At 36.6% G+C, this 17,652-nt stretch carries 8 protein-coding genes; 4 read left to right on the top strand and 4 right to left on the bottom strand.

What is annotated here, in order from left to right; genetic code table 11:
* The first annotated feature begins 225 nt into the window (after positions 1-225).
* The 3 genes from MYP_RS17915 to MYP_RS17905 are packed head-to-tail and all read left to right on the top strand — an operon-like array spanning position 226 to position 11,544.
* Positions 226-6,348 (top strand): T9SS C-terminal target domain-containing protein, encoded by a 6,123-nt coding sequence (locus MYP_RS17915; protein ID WP_045466479.1) that lies wholly within the window; start codon positions 226-228, stop codon positions 6,346-6,348.
* A gap of 55 nt (positions 6,349-6,403) precedes the next feature.
* Complete coding sequence (locus MYP_RS17910) at positions 6,404-7,351, top strand: PorP/SprF family type IX secretion system membrane protein (protein ID WP_197060123.1); 948 nt, start codon at positions 6,404-6,406, stop codon at positions 7,349-7,351.
* A 44-nt stretch (positions 7,352-7,395) separates the two neighbouring features.
* Complete coding sequence (locus MYP_RS17905; protein ID WP_045466473.1) at positions 7,396-11,544, top strand: T9SS type A sorting domain-containing protein; 4,149 nt, start codon at positions 7,396-7,398, stop codon at positions 11,542-11,544.
* A gap of 83 nt (positions 11,545-11,627) precedes the next feature.
* Here MYP_RS17905 and MYP_RS25360 read toward each other — a convergent pair whose 3' ends face one another.
* Positions 11,628-12,077: a GNAT family N-acetyltransferase gene (locus tag MYP_RS25360; RefSeq protein WP_052430325.1), complete on the bottom strand. Its 450-nt coding sequence runs from the start codon at positions 12,075-12,077 to the stop codon at positions 11,628-11,630.
* Positions 12,078-12,246: 169 nt separating this feature from the next.
* On the opposite strand from MYP_RS25360, the gene MYP_RS17895 reads away from it, so the two are divergent.
* Positions 12,247-13,788, top strand: a complete 1,542-nt coding sequence (locus MYP_RS17895; RefSeq protein ID WP_045466470.1) for a hypothetical protein — start codon at positions 12,247-12,249, stop codon at positions 13,786-13,788.
* A 150-nt stretch (positions 13,789-13,938) separates the two neighbouring features.
* Here MYP_RS17895 and MYP_RS17890 read toward each other — a convergent pair whose 3' ends face one another.
* The 3 genes from MYP_RS17890 to MYP_RS17880 all read right to left on the bottom strand — a co-directional run bounded on the left by MYP_RS17890 (position 13,939) and on the right by MYP_RS17880 (position 17,530).
* Complete coding sequence (locus MYP_RS17890) at positions 13,939-15,471, bottom strand: ATP-binding cassette domain-containing protein (protein WP_045466467.1); 1,533 nt, start codon at positions 15,469-15,471, stop codon at positions 13,939-13,941.
* A 105-nt stretch (positions 15,472-15,576) separates the two neighbouring features.
* Positions 15,577-16,284: a Bax inhibitor-1/YccA family protein gene (locus MYP_RS17885; RefSeq protein ID WP_045466464.1), complete on the bottom strand. Its 708-nt coding sequence runs from the start codon at positions 16,282-16,284 to the stop codon at positions 15,577-15,579.
* Between the two features lie 106 nt (positions 16,285-16,390).
* Entirely contained in the window at positions 16,391-17,530 is a 1,140-nt protein-coding gene (locus MYP_RS17880) for a cystathionine gamma-synthase (protein ID WP_045466462.1), read from the bottom strand.
* Positions 17,531-17,652 lie beyond the last annotated feature (122 nt).

Here is a 17,652-nt window from a genome sequence, read left to right as displayed (position 1 = left end):
ATTTTAAGCATTCGTTAATTTAAAACATACTTTAAAGATACTAAAAATACAAACACAAGAATATTCCATATCAAACTATATCTTGCTTCCCAAGGTTTCAATTATTTTTCCACACTTTATATCTCGCAATTGTTTGACTTCCTGCATTTTACTAAATTGCATTTACTATATTCTAGAATTAGTACCTCCAGATTAATTATCAGCTTAATCTAAATTATCCCAAAATTGAAAAAATCTGTATTAATATATTTAACAATTATCTGTCTGACAATTTTATCCAATGAAGGATTTGGTCAGATACAGGTAAATTTTAATACTTTTACACCAGGGGACTCCTGCAAAAGCAGAACGGTACAGTTCGACGCATCAACTTCAACCGGGCCTATTTCTTCTTATCAATGGGAATTTAAAAATAAAACTACCGGTGCTAGTCTGGGTGTTGGAACAGGGAAAAATATTACTAAAAATTTTTTAACGCCCGGTTTATATGAAGCTATACTTACTGTTTCAGACGGAAGTTTTACTTTAACTAAGGCAGTAGACATAAAAGTATATCACCAGCCTCAAGTAGACTTTACTTCTGATGTTCAGGAAGGATGTCTTCCTCAGAAAATTAATTTCATTGACAAAAGCAGCGCTGGAGATGGTATTATTACTAAATGGGAATGGAATTATAATGATGGGAAAAAAGACATATTCACTACTGCCACAAATCCCTCTCATGACTATATTGCTGGGGGCAGTTACACACCTACATTAATCTTAACAAATAGTTTTGGCTGCACCAATTCATTACCCAAAGACAAGTTCATTACGATTTATGATAAAATAACTCCTGCCTTCCTCTCTACCAACAACTATAGTTGTACCGCACCTCACACCGCTACCTTTGAAAACTTATCTCCCATAGATGGAAGGTTCAATTACACATGGGATTTCGGAGATGGAACTAAATTAGAATCCAATGATCCTTTTATAAACCATGAATACATAAAGCCCGGAATATATAGTATCAAACTCACTGCCCAAAATACTCCGGGCAACTGCAGTACATTTGTACAAAGCAGTGGAGTAAAAAATGTATTTATAGGAAAGCCAGCTGCTGACTTTGATATTGCTTCTAAATTCTGCCTTGGAACATCCACATATATTTACCCGAAAGCTGATACAACAGGAATAAGTAATGAAGGTAAATGGTTCTTTGAAGACGACAATTCAGTTTATAACAGCAAAACAGGCTACCACACCTTTAACAAAGAAGGTAAATGGAAAGTCAAATATGTTACATTCAATACCTATTCCGGATGCTATAGTGATACTGCAACAAAAGAAGTGGAAGTACTTCCTATTCCCACGGCAGATCTCATACCTGATATCCCAAACGGTTGTCAGATACCTCACCTTGTTACTTTTAGAAACCTCAGCAAAAATGGAAACACCTACGAGTGGAACTTCGGAGACGGCACTCTCCCCCTTGTAACCACTGATCTTTCTCCTGTTACCAAAAATTACAATGCATTCTCAACCTATACAGTGCGTTTAAAAGTAACTAATGATGCTGGATGTAGCACCACTAAAAATTACAATTACATAAGAATACAAAAACCATCTGTAGATATTACAGTAAATCCCACTGAAGGTTGCATGCCTCTTACTGTCAACATCAAGGCCAAACCTACATCTAATGATCCTGGTTTAAAATATGTTTACGATTTTGGAAATGGCCAAACCGATACGGCTTCTGTTGATCAGCATTCAGGTACTTATCCTGTTCAGGGATCATTTACTGTGAAAGTCAGAATTATTACGAATCAGGGTTGTATTGCAGAATCAACAGGAAAAACTGTAACTGTTAATGAATTTTGTGATGATGATGGTGGAGGTGGAGGAGGCGGTGGAGGCGGTGGTCCTATTTCAGTTGATAGAAGTTCTGACTGCAATCAGAAGTATACCTTTACCTTTAATGATACAACTTCCACTGCAACGGTCATCTCCTGGGATTTTGACGGGACTTTTATTAACAATTCCTCCAACCCCATTACTTATACATTTCCTGACTATACTGGAAATAAAAAATTCATGGTAACGGCAAAACTTCAGGATCACGGTACCGGAAGCATTATTGAGCATAAAAAGAGAGTAACAGTAGTTGATGAAAAAGCTAATTTCATTCCAGATGTATTGAATATCTGTAAAGGACTAACTGTCAAATTCAATACGACAGAAATTGATTCAAGCAATATCAGCAAATACACTTGGGATTTCAGAGACAGCACTGCCAGAAAAATCATAAACAATACCCTCAACTATAAAAATTATGGCACTTATCTCAACGGCAATATAAGCTATGTTTATAAAGATACTGGTATTTTTTATCCCAAGCTGATTATAGAAGATAAATTCGGATGCAAAGATTCTATCCAATATCCTCTGCCAATTGTTGTTAAGGGCCCTAAAGCCTATTTTACAATTGATACTGCAAGTTTCTGCAAGGGCAAATTTTCAGTGGCATTTTCTGACAGCTCAAAAGCCAATGGCCTAACCCCTATTAACCAGTGGAAATGGGATTTTGGAGATGGAACCTCATTGACATCTTCAGAAGACACTTTAGTAAACCACCAATACAATAACACAAGCTACTATAGGAACTATAAAACAAGCCTCACCATCACTGACTCCTTAGGATGTACAGATAAATACGAGCGCAATGTTACATCTTTCGTACCCAGAGCGAGTTTTTATACTAACGATACATTACGTTGCGGAAAGTTCAATATATCATTTACTAATAACTCTTCAGCATATGTATCCAATTACAATCAATACACCTGGAAATACGGTAACGGTAAGATTTCGACAGGTTATAGCGGAAATACAGTTTTTTCTGATACCGGAAAATTCACAATAACGCTGATCGTAAAAGATGATGGTGGTTGTGTAGATTCTATCACCAAAAGCAATTATGTAAAACTGGTTAAACCCGTTGCGGACTTTGCAGTAGGAAGTGATACAGCGAAATGCATTGGTACTTTCTCTCTTCCGTTTACAAGTACTTCTACATATGGTAAAACCTATCAATGGGATTTCGGAGATGGTGAAGTTTCTTCAACCGATAAAATTGAAGTAAGCCATTTTTATAAAAATGCAGATATATACACTGTTCAACTAATCGTAACCGGTCTAGACGGATGTAAGGATACGACAAGTAAGCAGATTAAGATCAAAGGACCTAACGGAACTTTAAAAATAGACGATTACTATATCTGCAAAGGAGAACCTTATACTTCAAACATTACAGGTAAAAATATTAAGGATTACTTCTGGGATTTCGGAGACCTCTCACCTACTTCCGAATTATCAAAAAAAGATTCTGTAACCCACTTTTATGAATTGCCTGGCAAATATCTTCCTAATGTTATTCTTCTTAGTCCTGAAGGATGCCAGATAACCCTTTCAGCAGAAGACTCTGTTTATGTAGATGAAATCAATGCAGGTCCGGATGCAAACATTGAATGCGGAGACACTCACACAACGTTATTCGGAAGTTCTGCCCTGAATATATCTGGCAATTACTATTGGGAAGGACCTGCCGGAGCTAATTATATCCCTGATAATACAAGTCTGAACACTCAGACTAATGTTACGGGAAAATATATCCTCAGACTAAAAAATAATCTTTGTGCTATTACAGACACCGCAGAAGTAACAACTTCGGGAATTGTTCCTACTGCATTTGCAGGAAGTGATAAGAAACTGGACTGCATTAACGGTACTGCAACTCTGGATGGAACTACCACTACTGCTGATACCAGGTATAGATGGACTGGTCCATCAGAGGCTTTATTTTCACCTCATGACTCTATTGGAGTGCCTTCAGTTAATAGAGAGGGGCAATATATTTTAACTGTAACTCAAAAGTATTGTACAAAGACTGACACAGTAATTATAAGCAAATGCTCTCTTACACCTACTGATACGACAATAAAAATATGCGCCAATATTCAAGGAACACCCAACCAGTATAATTCCTTTAACCTTAATGACCTTGACAATAAAGTCATAGGCTCTGTCAGCTCATCTGTCACCTGGTTTGAAGATAGTCTTTTTGTAAAACAGACTGGAGCGTCTCAATCAAGTATTCTTATCAATGACAGTAGTTTTTATGCCAAAATTACAAGTATCGACGGAACTGAGATTGGAAGAGCAAGAGTAAAACTGGAAGTCTATCCTTTTGTACAAGTTGATTTTGATAACATTCCCTTTACATGTGAAAGCTCAGATACAATTGAAATTACAGGCACTACCCCCTTGGGTGGCATCTTTACCGGAGCAAACATATTACCTGAAGGAAAATTCATACCTCCATCTGAAGAAGGAGATTATTTGGTTCAATACAAATATACCAGTGTCTATGGATGCTCTGATTCTCTCTCTAAAACAGCTACTGTAATAGAAGTTCCTTTACCTCCATTAGTTACGGACACTATTGAATATTGTCAGACAATTGAAATATTGCCTCTGATAGAAGCTACACCCAAGGTTGGCAATACCTTAAGCTGGTATCAGGATAACAGCTCACAAAATTCTATCTCACAACCTGTGGCAGATAGAAAGGCTTCATTGGTTATTTATTATGTAAGTCAGCAAAACTTCCTTTGTGAAAGTGAAAGAGCAAAAATTACTGTTATTACTGATACAACACCTGTAGTACAGCCTGTTTCGCTGCTTGACCCAATTTGTCAGGGATTCACAAGAACCCTCTCCACAACAGGCCTTTTGGGCAGTAATTACTACTGGGAACTTTCGGGCGGAAATGATTTAGAATTCACACCTTCTGCCTACGATACATTATTTATGACTGCAGGGACAGAAAATATATCCGGAAAGATTCAGGAAATTTCAGACAAAGGATGCAAAAGTGACACTGGATATTTCAACATTCAGGTTGACTTATTGCCCACTACCTCTGCAGTTGGAGGATTACAGGAAGACACTTTATCATATTGCATAGTTCAGGTCAATAAAACACTTAATGGAAATACTCCAACAATCGGAACAGGAAAGTGGAATATTAATAAAAATACGGACGATGCAGTTATAGACCAATCTTTGCCTGAATCTTTGATTACAGATTTTGAAGACATAAAGGATACTATTATTGCGACATGGGAAATTACCAATGGAGTTTGTCCGGTGAGTCAGGCTACAGTCATAGTATTGCCTGTGCAGGCATATTACCCTGAAGTAACCTTAGATCAGATGCCTCCCGTATGTGAAGGAACTACAGTTACTTTTAAGGCAAATGCCGGACAAGCTTCGGGAGATCAACCCAAATACAGTTTCTATGATGAGAACAATCAGTTATTAAGCGGCAACGATTCCATAAATACATTTACAACAAATATAGTATCAGACATTAAAGTCTATGCTAAGATTAAATCAGATTATCATTGTCTATATTCAGAAACAGACACTTCCAATCTTGTATATCAGAAAGCATATGTCCATCCTATAGCCCAGATAGCCAAAAATTATGACTCTATATGTATCAATAGAGCTCCTGTCATCCTTAATTATAAAAAGAACACTACAAAGGACACCACCTACTATGAATGGCATTCGACTAACACAATAGAAGACCTTTCGGGATCTTCAGTATACATAAACTCACCTGATGCATCAGGCACTTATCGTTTAAAGGTTTATAATCCTTACTGCCCTCCTGCTTTTGATTCCGTATCAATTAAAATATATGAACAACCTGAGATCTCTTTTGCTGAAACATTTTTAAATATTGATTACCATCCGGAAAAAATGGTTCAACTTCCTCTTTCAATCAATCCACTTAAATACGATACCATCAATCATGTTACCTGGACCCCGATTGAATTTCTGGGATTTTATGACCATGGGTCTTTCTCACCTTTAACCTATAATACTTTTGTTAAAAAACCATACTACATTGCCCAAGACCAGGAAATGGTTAACACCTATGAAGTCACTGTTTACAATGGTCCTAAAGGAAAAGGTTGCGAAGCTACAGCAGAAGTCAGCATTAATAACTACATCCCTGTAAACATCCCCAATATTTTTTCTCCTAATGGAGACGGGCTTAATGACTATTGGATACTGAGAGGATTAGCAAAATACCCTAAAACCAAAGTAAAAGTATTTAACAGGTGGGGTAATATCTTATTTGAAAATCATGAGGGATATAAACAACCATGGGATGGCACTTCCGCTGGAGCTAAGGTTCCTTTCGGCACTTATTACTATGTTGTAGAATTTCTTGGAAGTGAAGACCAAAGCGACTACTCAGCAAGCGGATGGGTAGTAGTAATGGAATAAAATCTAAAAACATTTGTACTTGAATATTAAAGCTAAATACCAGTTTATTTTATTATTGATCTTAACTATACCTGCTATATGTTCTGGTCAGCAAAGAATACATTTTACCCAGTACATGGTAAATCAGTATGTATTAAATCCTGCAGTCGGAGGTGTAAGCGGAGACCTTGAAATGGCTGTGGGATACAGAAAACAATGGGTTAACTTTAATGGTGGACCACAAAGTTATTATTTTAGCGGCCATCTTCCTATAAAACTCCGGAAGAAACCTACTTCTAAAACCAAAGCTTTTCCTTTTCATTCTGTAGGAATTTTTATATACAAAGACGTCACAGGACCTATCAGCAAGACTTCAGCACTGGCCTCCTATAGTTATAATATTCCTGTATTTAAAGATTTCAGACTTGCATTAGGACTTTTTATGGGAGCCTTGCAAATCAATCTTGACCAAAGTAAGCTTAAGTTTGATCAGGATGGTGAAGTACTTAGATTTAATAACAAGACTATGCCAGATGCCAGTTCTGGTCTGTGGTTTTACAATCCAAGATTTTTTATAGGTGCATCAGTGAATCAACTGTTTATGAACAGAATGAATTTTTACAATGACTTTGGGTATATGGTTTATCATTATTATTTGACTTCAGGCTATAAAATTCCACTGGGTTATGAAATTGACAGGAATTCAAACTATAACTTTTATCTGATACCATCATTCATGCTAAAGTATGGGGGAACTGGAACTCCTCCTTCTTTAGATCTTAATCTAAAAATAAGATACAGAGATTTATTCTGGACAGGTGGTTCTTACCGGGTGAGAGATTCATTTTCTTTCCTTGCAGGACTACTGTTTCATTCGAAAAAAAATGGTGTATTCGAAGTTGGGTACTCTTATGATTATACCATAAGCAAAATAAATCATTACACATCTGGGAGTCATGAGATTATACTGAAATACAATTATAAATTAAAACGTCAGATCCCATGCCCTGACAATTTCTGGTAATTAACATTTCAATTGACACAAATTAAACACACAATAAACAAACCATGAAAAAAGCATGTACTCTTATTTTGTTTACCTTGCTGGTTCAGCTTTGCTATGCACAAGGCGACAGCCCAAGGGTCCGACAATATAATATCGGACAGGCATTTACATCTATTACGCTTGATCCGATTGGCAATGTCTGGGCGGGGACCAAAAATGCAGGTCTCTGGAAACTGAACCGGGACTCGATAGGTGAAACACCAAGGCCATTAAGCCTATACACTTCTCAGGGATTAACCAGCTATACCATTCAGACCATTACAGCCAATAACCAAGGTGGTCAGGTAAGAGTCTGGGCAGGAATAAAAGGATCCGGGACCACATCTGTAGGAGGTGGTATCTATGTATACAATGATGGAAATACCACACCTAAAATCCTCAGAAATGAGAGAAACCAGTATATCTCCAAAAAGATGAATCTTATTCCTGTCAAATTTGATGGAACTCCAAGCAGAAACCCAATTGCATTAGCAACTGACCCAGACGGAGGAATCTGGGCAGCACATGGATATCATGATTTGACAGTAACGAGCACGGGTGTCACAATTTATGACCCTATAACTCATTACCCATATTACCAGGACAAACCAGGATATTATTTAACACCTGGTGGCTTAGGGTACAAAGCACCAAATTCAAATGTTTTTGATAATCTTTCAATGCAGCACATGCCCTATCCTGCTTATACAGTCAATACACCATTAGATAAGACTGCAGGAACACGCCAATGTGTATCTGTCGGATGCGGAAACAGAGAAACCTGGATGGGATTCGGAACTTATGAAATAGATGTTGAAGAGTCAGGAGGAGGAACAAGACATTCAGGAATTGCAAAATTCAGCTCTATCGGCACTCTGCTGGGGTATATAGATGCTTCCAATACACCTCAACTACCATTCACAAATTCATTTGCAAGCCCAAGGGCAATTGCCATTCATTGGCAAAAAACAGGAGATCCGTGGATTGGCTTCAATCAAAACAAAGGATTTGCTGTTTACAAAAACTACATTTATACAACTGCAGAATGGGTATACGTTGACAAGCTATTGTACTATGATACGGTTAGTGGCACAGACCTTCCTTCCAGATTATTACCTAATGGAATCAGAATCAATGCAGATGCTCCTCATGCGATTTCAAGTGCAGGACAAAGAGTATTCATAGGTACTCAGGATGGCTTGCTTGTATATAAAGGAGAGGGTGATTTAAAACAAGACTCTTCCTATATTCTGATTACAACTATAAATGGTTTATCTTCCAACAATATCAAAGGTGTGGCGGCTTCATCCAGATACATATATGCAGCCACAGACAATGGAATCAATGAAATATTTCTTCCTTCGGATATGATCGTCTTCCATGTGACGGACAAGGATATTCCTAATGAAGAAGGCAATTATGAAACAATTGCAACATTAGCCAGCAGAAATAACCTAAACATCAGGTTCAATGAAAATGACTTACCTATGATAGCTGCCGATGGTACAACCTCAACAGTTTTCAGATACTACACTAATGACTTTGAAGGATTCTATTCGGGAAAATATCAGTTTGGATTCGGAGGAGACTATGAAAACAGAGACACCAACAGATATGGAAGCTTCCATTTAAAGGCGAAACACATATATTCAGAAGATAATCCCAGTTATGTAGACTTAATTTACAGGCATCCAACCTACATAGACGCATTTGATCCTGAAAAAAGTGGCCAGGACCTTTTATTTACAATAAGTAAAAGAGGGGTTATAGGTAGCTTCGACTTCAGACATAACATGAGAATTGTATTCCCTCCCGTTCTGATGGTTCATGGAATCTGGAGCAGTATCCACTCATTTAAAGTAATGGAAAACAAGCTGATTGAGTCTAAACAATATAAACCGTTTCAGCTTTTGAGAATTTTCCATGAAAATCCGATACATCCGGAGCCTCGTTTCTGGGCGCCAGAACAAACTGGCAAAATCCCTGAAGGTATCATTAAATTACTCTCCAAATGCAGCGCTAATGGTCTTTCGGCCGGAAGAGTTGACGTTCTGGGACATAGCAGAGGCGGCATTATGACACGATTATATATCCAAAGTCAAGGTGTTCCCTACAGAGACAATGTAAACAAACTGATTACTTTTAACACCCCTCATGCAGGATCACAACAAGCAAACTGGGTATGCGATCCAAGAGTAATACCTGTTTACATCAAGCCATCTCAATTTAGTCCCGATATTATAGAGATTCCCTTTGAACTGAATTCAATTGCAAAAAAAATGGGTTTAGAAGGTCTTGAGTACACTGATGAAAATGGAAATGTTACCGTCTTTAATGATGATGCCAATGGCGCATGGCAACTTCGGGTTAACGATCCTTTATTTTCAGACGTTCTAAATGGAGAAACCAGATTAAATGATACTATATTCAAACATGCCATACAAACCATCCATCGTTTCGAATGGTCTTTAGTTAACATCAATGACAAAGGATTATCTTCCAACAAAAGGTTGAATGCGATTAGACTTGCACTTCTTACAAGGAATCCTGCATTTTACCTTACAGCAACAACAGGCATTGGTCTCACAATTGACTCTTTCCTTAAACACCTCTTTGATGGAGAATACAATGATGTGATTGTACCTGTCAGCAGTCAAAGAGGTGGTTTAAACCGATCATATTACACAGATATGGCTGAACTTCACCCTGGCAGAAGCATCGCGCATAGTAATAGTGCAGGTGCAAGCGTTGTTGAAGATGACTATGTCATTGAAAAAACACTAACTCTTTTAAAAGAGCCTTCAGCATATCGTTACCAGACCTCAGGAGAAACGGCTCTTTTATCAAAAGATGGATTTTATAAGGATGGCTTTACCCCTCTAAAATATACGTTTCTACCTAATATACCAGGTGATAATGGGACCGGGAACAGCGGTGGAGGAAGAAGATTATCGGCAAGAAAGGTTTCAGAAGGCAATAGACCTGAAGATTCTTATATTAATATAGATTCTATTCAAGGCAATCCGGTCCGACAAATGGGAGACACCGTCACCTATTCTGTGAGCTATGGAAAGAATATTAAACACATTTTAATGTATTATGAAGGTGCCAATTCAAAATCAACCTACAGTGAATATAAAATAGCTGACAGTATTAATTACAGAACAACATTTACTTTTCCAGTACCTAAAGAAGAGTTGAGTAAATTTCTTATCACTGCATATGGATTCACTAACGAGACTTTAATATCGGTTGACACTAGCATTTTATCATTAAATAAACCTATAGGGCTTAAAGCAGATAGTATAAGCATCATTGGACCTGATAAATTTATTAATCTGGAAAATGGCATTGAGGAAAGATATTCTGTTATTGCTCATTTTAATGATGGTATATCAAGAGATATAACATACTCAAATGATATTGCCTATTTGAAAAGGAATGCGGATATCATTGAAGTGGATAATAAAGGAATTATTAAAGGGACTAAAGAAGGTCTTACCTCATTTATAGTTAAATATGACAATCAATTCGACTCAATTTTTGTAAATGTTATTAAAAATACATCCGTTGCTCAAACCTACCTTTACAACTTCAAAGGCGAATTAAATAAACTTACCAGCGAGGTTAATCTCACTTGGGAAACATTCCAGGAGTATAAGACCAAGCATTTCAGTGTTGAAAGAAGCATCAATGGAATTTCATTTGACTCCATTGGTTTTGTAAGTGCAGGAGGAACGCAGGCTTTAGGTGCAGAGTACAGCTTCACTGACCCTTCTTTTTCAGGCAAAAATATTTACTATCGTTTGATACTGATTGACTCTACTGGAAAAGAAACAAGTAGTAATAAAATTAAAGTAGTTCAGGATCCAGTTGTAAGTGCCATAAATCCAATTACTGTAGAAAATAAATCCGGACTTATAATCCTCCCGAACCCGGTAAGTTCTGGAAAATTTGACTTAGAGTTTAATTCAAAATCAAAGGATTCTAATGGCATCCTGACAATCACTGATTTAAATGGAATCAAGGTTTTCGAAAGAAAAGTAAGTGTTGAAAATGGTTTTAATAAAATGAATATTTCGATTCCATCTTCAGTTATTCCTGGTATTTATATCGTTGACATAAAAGCACAGAATAATAATTACAGATCCAAGCTTGTGATTGCTTATTAATCAAACCAAATTAAATGAAAGCCCCGCAGATCCTGCGGGGCCTTTTATTTAATACATTCTTTTTTACTTTCAGCTTTTAACTTTTACTTTTTCAACATAAGATATGACCTGTCTGATTTTATAAAACCAAGCTTCTCATACAATTTCAACGCCCTGACATTGTAGGGCAGCACCTCTAATTCCATTGCCACAAATTCTATATCTTTTCTTTCCTTGAGATATCTGACAAAATCTGATGAAATTCCTTTCCCTCTGTATTCAGGAATAACATAAAGCTCATCTATATTTAAGATCAATCCACCGTATTCATTGCTATAAAAGTAAACAATGATGCAATAACCCACAATTCTATTTCCATCACGAAAGATCTTTATTGATCCGTAATCCGGATGCTTTTTAAAAGCTTCAAAAGTTTTATCTATTTGTTCTTCAGTTTTGTTTTTTCCAGAAGGATCATCATTGTAAAAATCCTGAATCATTGACACGACCTTCATTCTGTCTGCATCTTCAAATTCCCTGTAACTAATATTCATAAAAACTTAAATTTAAATTCCCTTTGATATAATTTAATCCGCAGGGAATTTAATATTTTTCTAAAGAACATTCAGTTATTCTCTAACGAGAAAGGCGGATACAATCTCACAATCAAAAAGTAAACAGAATTTTTAATTATTTTTTACAATTTCTTTATTTTAAATTAGTGTGCTTTATGAATTAACCTCACTAAACACTACATCAACAGTGAATGCCATAAAATACATAGCGCTCCTCCTTTTCTTTTCTCCTATAGTTTATGCCCAGACATTTACGAATAATTCAACCGTAAATATTGCCGCCAATGGCACCACACCTAACTTTCTTTCAAATCCAATAAATGTAACAGGTTTACCTGATATAGACGGAACTTCATTCGGACTAGAAGAAGTTACAATAACATTCAATACAGAACAATTCACCAGAATGGAGCTTTTTCTTGTTTCTCCCAATGGTCGTATCATTGAGCTTAGCAATATTCGTAATGGTGACGGGAATATTTCAGGAACCTTTACATTTAACATGAATCCTGCCAATCCTGAAATACGCTTTTGGAATGCCACACCCACTGCCTCTGCAACATTCTTACCAATGGCCAGTTTAAATTCTGTCAATGACGGAACAAGTCCTAATGGCCAGTGGAGGCTATTAGGCAGAATCGCACAAATTTTTTCAATTAATACAAATCAGATTACTGGTTGGAGTATTAAATTCGGGAATGTCCATACCAAACCTGCTGCTCCCAATGATGATTGTCCTGGTGCTATCAGTCTTGTAAATTCATCTGTCAATGATGCATTTGTTTCCGGAACCAATGCAGAGTATGGCGCAAAACTTCCTTCTTATGGAGATATTAATGGAACCTCTGTATGTAGCAGCGGTTATACTGAAAATTCTGCATGGTTTTCATGGGTAGCTTCTTGTCCGAATGATAGCATAAATATCCGCAGTTTTACAAGAGTTCAAACTGGTGTGGTAACAGGCAATTGCGGTGGCCCCTATTCTAATGTTGCTTGTAAAGTAATTGATAATCCTAACAATTATACTTACAAATTTACCAACCTAACTCCAGGAACCAGATACTACTTAATCCTGGATGGAGATAATGCTTATTATGGACCTTTTGATATCAGATGGTATCCTGGAAGCTGTATACCATTGCCAGTTACATTGTTAAATTTCATTGCAAGTTATAATTCAGAAGCTGGCAACATTAATCTTCATTGGAAAACTGCAAATGAAAAGGACAATAAAGAATTTATAATCAAAGCTAAAAATTACAATAGAGACTCTGAATTCTTTGAAATAGTACGAGTAAAATCAACCTTAGAAAACACAGGTTCCAACTATGAGATCAATTGGATTCCACAACAGGATGGTTTTTATGAGTTTCAATTATATCAGGCAGATGTAGATGGAACAACTACTTATCTGACTCACGCATTTGCTTCCTTTAATTTTGAAAATGAAAGTTTTACAAATATCTCTTATTCCGAATCAGGCCCTCAACTCAGTATAGAACTAAGTTATTCAGACTTTTTACACCTTTCAATAATTGATCTGAGTGGTAAGATTATCTGGTCTGAAAACAGACAGGTTGAAGCAGGAATTAATCGTCTTTCACTCCCTTCATGCATTGCCCAGTCGCTTTACATCCTGGAAGTAAGAACCTTTGACAAAATAGAGTGTAAAAAGTTACTCTATAAATAGTTTACATTAAAAACTTTAAATTTTAGCTTAGGAACTTTAAGCCTTTCTAATAAGAACTCCTTCATTCAAATGTATCTTAATTTAGTATGTTCCGACGTAAAAGATGGTCCATCCAGGAAGCTATTACCCTCAATTTAGGATATCTGATAATTAGTTAATCATTTGTTTGATCTTACCATTTTCCAATTCCAGATAGTTTTTCACACATGCAGGAATATCTTCCTTGTAGTGAGAAACATAAATAAGAGTCTTGCTAAATGTAGTGCAGATTTCGTTTACAACAGAAACAAACTGCTTAACCTGTGTCCTATCAAGTCCCTGGCAAGGTTCATCTAAGATCAGAAGCTGAGGATTTTTCACTAATGCTCTTCCTAAAAGAACAAGTCTCTGAACACCCAATGGCAATTGAGGCAATCTCATATTCCTGTAGGATGATAACTTTAAAATTTCTATCCACAGATTAACCTGTTTGGTTTGCCAGGATGAAATTTTCCCAGTGGATCCGACCTGATCATTAAAACCTGAAGCAATAGAATCAAAAACCGTTACTCCACCTGAAGAAGCTTCAGCTGCAAGACTTTGAGCTACTGAATTGACAAATAAAGTTTCTGTGAAACTTTTATTGCGCTGAAAAAAGATATGAAGTTCGGGAGAGATATAACCAATTTTTGCTTTTAACTCCCAGATACTTTCTCCCGATCCTTTTTTCTTATCAAAGAGCCATATATCATTTCCATAAGCCTGAGGGTTGTCGCCATTTATAAGACTAAGCAAGGTAGATTTTCCGGAACCGTTATGACCAAGTAAAGCCCAACACTCCCCTTTATTAACCTTCCAGTTTATATTTTCCAGAATACTCTTATCGCCATAACTAACACTGACATTATGCATTTGCACTGCCACCTTAAACTCTTCCTGCTCCTCCCAGTATAAATTATTATAAAGTTCCGAATCATGAAGGATAAACGTCTCAATTCTTTCTTGTTCTTCTTTATAAGATTCTTTAAATTCTTTAAGACTAAGCAGTTGTTCTATCTTTCCTTCTTTTAGTTTCAACACATGATTTATCCGATCTGGAATTTCACCATGAGTTGTAATTACTACAACAGTATTCCCGAAGATCGTCATTTCATTAATTATGCTATGCAACACTTTTCTTGAATCAGTATCCAGTCCGACAAAAGGACTATCAAATATAATCAGCTCTGGCTTTTGCAATAGTGCTCTTGCAATCTGCAAACGCTTACCTTCACCATTTGACAATTCAATCAATGTTCTTTTGAGGAGTTGATCTATTCGCAATTGCTTAGCAATTCTCTCGATTTCAGTCCGAGAAGTCCCGCCTGCAGCTTTAAGCAGTTCTTCTTCTACCAGGGGAAAATCCTTCCCATAGTTGCTATCAAATCTTTGCTGGTAATAACTTCTCTCTGAAGCATCCCTGAAATCATGTTGCTGTGAGATAAAAACACTTTTAAAATCTGAAGGGAAAGAGAAATTAATGGTGCCGGAGGAAGGAGCAATTCTATTAGCAAGAACTTTTCCCAATATTGTCTTTCCACTACCGGAAGGACCTATGATAGCCAATGAGGCTCCCTTTTCCAGCTTGAATGTAATATCTTCCAGAATAAATCTTCCGTTGACTTCAACACATAGTTGATCTAATTTCAGAAACTGTTGAGACATAGTAGTATTTTAAAGCTAAGAAGATTAATTAACTGATAGCAATATAAAAAGCAAAAGTCTGCCTCACAGCAGACTTTTGCATCCTATTTAGGTAGTTTTTTAAGATTAGTCTCTTCTGTTTCCAAATAATCTTAATAGAGCAAGAAAAAGATTAATAAAATTGATATATAGTGACATCGCACCAATAATAGCAAGCTTACCAGCTTTTTCACTACCGTCATTATAAATATCTTTCATGCTTTGAACATTGTAGGCAGTAAGACCAGTGAACACCACAACGCTCACGATGCTCATTATATAAGAAAGTGTGTCGCTATGAAGGAACATATTAATAACACTTGCAATAATAATTCCGAAAAGAGCCATCATGAGCAGGTTACCAATTCTTGTCAAGTCCGTTTTTGTTGTATATCCATAAATGGCCGTAACAGCAAACATACCTGCTGCCACAAAGAATATTGAATAAATAGAACCTGCTGTGTAAACCAGGAAGATTACGCTCAAAGACATTCCCATTAATGCTGAATATGTCATAAATAATAATACCAGCAATCCATAAGACAATTTTTCAAATGCAAAATTCATTAGCAAAACGAACCCTATTGGGGCAAACAAAACGATATAGCCAAAAATTGACCAACCTCTATCAGTTATCAGCAATGACAGTAAGGAAGCATTATTAGCAAAAAGAAATGAAATTGCAGCAGTCATAACAAGACCTGCAGACATCCAGATAAAGACATTAGCCATAAAGGACTGACTCATCGTCGATACGCTTTTCCCCTGACTGTAATACAAATTATCCTTTTCCATTGTGTTTCTAATTTAAATTGTTAAAAGTTAAGTATTTAATTCTTTTCTATTTCTGCAATACAAACGTTTAAGTATCTGTAAAGTTGTATTTTTCTGACATTCTAAATTATCCAATGGCACTTCTTAAATCTTCAATAAGATCTTCAACATCTTCAACCCCAACGCTAAGCCTTACCAGACTGTCTTTTAGTCCGGCTTTTTCTCTTTCTTCCTTAGGAATACTGGCATGGGTCATAGTTGCAGGATGACCACATAACGATTCTACTCCCCCTAAAGATTCCGCAAGAGAAAATAATTCAACCCTTTCAAGAAACCTTTTTGCGTCCTCAATCTTGTCACCTTTAAGTGTAAAAGAAAGCATACCACCGAATGCCTTCATTTGCGCCTGAGCTATAGCATGATTCGGATGCGTACTTAAGCCTGGATAATAGACCTTGTCTACTTTTGGATGTTCTGACAAAAATTGTGCTATTTTTGCAGCATTGTCACAATGTCTTTCCATACGCAGGTGCAATGTTTTAATACCTCTCAGCACCAAGAAGCAATCCTGAGGTCCGGGAACAGCCCCACATGCATTCTGAAGAAAAGCAAGTCGTGCAGCCACCTCTTTATCATTCAGAATAATAGCCCCCATTACAACATCAGAATGTCCTGAAAGATATTTCGTTACCGAATGCATAACAATATCAACACCAAGATCCAGAGGCAGCTGGAGATAAGGCGTCGCAAAGGTATTATCTACAACGGTTATAACGGTATGCTTCTTTCCAAGATTGGCAATAGCTTTTATATCAATAATATTCAGTAAAGGATTGGTAGGAGTTTCCATCCAGATAAGCTTTGTATTGGAGTTGATATATTTTTCAACTTCCTTCGCATTATCCATCGGTATAAAATGAAATTTAATACCATAATGAGCAAACACCTTGGTAAATATTCTATAAGTTCCACCATATAAGTCATTTGTAGAAATCACCTCATCTCCAGGCTTTAGTAATTTCAAAATAGTATCTATTGCAGCCATACCTGAAGCAAAACACAATCCATATGCTCCGTTTTCAAGTGCCGCAAGGCTATTTTGCAAAGCGGTTCTGGTTGGGTTATGGGTTCTGGAATATTCATACCCTTTATGGTCTCCTGGGGAGGCCTGCACATAAGTAGAGGTTTGATATACAGGAGTCATAATTGCTCCTGTTGAAGGATCAGGCTCCACGCCTGCATGAATTGCTTTAGTTCCGAATTTCATTTTCCTTTTTTATTTCTTTCTGAAAGATTCTAATAATACCCATTAATAATGATTAACTTCTTAGGTTTTTAAAACTCCATTTCATTCAAGCATAGAATTTTCTTAACATTGCAATATAACAA

It is taken from the genome of Sporocytophaga myxococcoides, assembly GCF_000775915.1.
Lineage (GTDB): Bacteria > Bacteroidota > Bacteroidia > Cytophagales > Cytophagaceae > Sporocytophaga > Sporocytophaga myxococcoides_A.
The sequence above is the reverse complement of the archived record's forward strand: the minus strand, read 5'-3'. Positions and strand labels throughout refer to the sequence as shown.

Coding starts and splice junctions, on each gene's coding strand:
- MYP_RS17905 (WP_045466473.1), top strand. CDS start 7,396: ATGAAAAAAGCATGTACTCTTATTTTGTTTACCTTGCTGGTTCAGCTT.
- MYP_RS17885 (WP_045466464.1), bottom strand. CDS start 16,284: ATGGAAAAGGATAATTTGTATTACAGTCAGGGGAAAAGCGTATCGACG.
- MYP_RS17890 (WP_045466467.1), bottom strand. CDS start 15,471: ATGTCTCAACAGTTTCTGAAATTAGATCAACTATGTGTTGAAGTCAAC.
- MYP_RS25360 (WP_052430325.1), bottom strand. CDS start 12,077: ATGAATATTAGTTACAGGGAATTTGAAGATGCAGACAGAATGAAGGTC.
- MYP_RS17880 (WP_045466462.1), bottom strand. CDS start 17,530: ATGAAATTCGGAACTAAAGCAATTCATGCAGGCGTGGAGCCTGATCCT.